The 1,419-nt window shown below is 57.8% G+C and carries 1 rRNA gene; it reads right to left on the bottom strand.

The annotated features are described in order from the left end of the window. Positions 1 to 1,419 (bottom strand): 23S ribosomal RNA (locus tag HHX37_RS35350); the annotation flags it as partial.

The raw sequence follows: 1,419 nt of genomic DNA, 5'->3' as shown, positions 1-1,419 counted from the left end.
GCTAAGCGGTCCCCTTAACGTTCCGGCACCGGGCAGGCGTCAGTCCGTATACATCGTCTTACGACTTCGCACGGACCTGTGTTTTTAGTAAACAGTCGCTTCCCCCTGGCCACTGCGACCCCCACCAGCTCAAGAAGCAAGTTCCATCACCAGTAAAGGTCCCCCTTCTCCCGAAGTTACGGGGGCAATTTGCCGAGTTCCTTAACCACAGTTCACCCGACCGCCTTGGTATTCTCTACCTGACCACCTGAGTCGGTTTAGGGTACGGGCCGCCGCGACACTCACTAGAGGCTTTTCTCGGCAGCATAGGATCACCCACTTCGCCACAATCGGCTCGGCATCACACCTCAGGATCAATGAGAGACGGATTTGCCTATCTCTCTCCCTACATGCTTACCCCGGGACAACCACCGCCCGGGCTGGGCTACCTTCCTGCGTCACCCCATCGCTTACCTACTACCAGATCAGGCCAGGCGTTCACCCTGACGCCGGCTCCGAAGAGCCAACCGGCTTAAGGACCCTTAGTATCACTGGATTCGATATGGGCGCATCACAGCGGGTACGGGAATATCAACCCGTTGTCCATCGACTACGCCTGTCGGCCTCGCCTTAGGTCCCGACTTACCCTGGGCGGACGAACCTGCCCCAGGAACCCTTGGTCATTCGGCGCAGAAGATTCTCACTTCTGACTCGCTACTCATGCCTGCATTCTCACTCGTACGACCTCCACCACACGATCACTCGGCGGCTTCACCGGCTCGCACGACGCTCCCCTACCCACCACCAGCAAGCTGGCAGTGCCACGACTTCGGCGGTGTACTTGAGCCCCGCTACATTGTCGGCGCAGAATCACTTGACCAGTGAGCTATTACGCACTCTTTCAAGGGTGGCTGCTTCTAAGCCAACCTCCTGGTTGTCACTGCGACTCCACATCCTTTCCCACTTAGCACACGCTTAGGGGCCTTAGTCGGTGATCTGGGCTGTTTCCCTCTCGACCACGGAGCTTATCCCCCGCAGTCTCACTGCCACGCTCAACTTACCGGCATTCGAAGTTTGGCTGACGTCAGTAACCTTGTCGGGCCCATCAGCCAACCAGAGCCCTACCTCCGGCAAGCACCACGCAACGCTGCACCTAAATGCATTTCGGGGAGAACCAGCTATCACGGAGTTTGATTGGCCTTTCACCCCTACACACAGGTCATCCCCCAGGTTTTCAACCCTGGTGGGTTCGGTCCTCCACGCGGTCTTACCCGCGCTTCAACCTGCCCATGCGTAGATCACCCCGCTTCGGGTCTACAGCATGCGACTACAAACGCCCTATTCAGACTCGCTTTCGCTACGGCTCCCCCACACGGGTTAACCTCGCCACACACCATAACTCGCAGGCTCATTCTTCAAAAGGCACGCAGTCACATCACA

It is taken from the genome of Microbispora sp. H10885 (genome assembly GCF_014161415.1).
GTDB classification, from domain to species: Bacteria; Actinomycetota; Actinomycetes; order Streptosporangiales; family Streptosporangiaceae; genus Microbispora; species Microbispora triticiradicis.
Note: the sequence above shows the minus strand (reverse complement) of the source record. Positions and strands in the feature narration are given on the sequence as shown.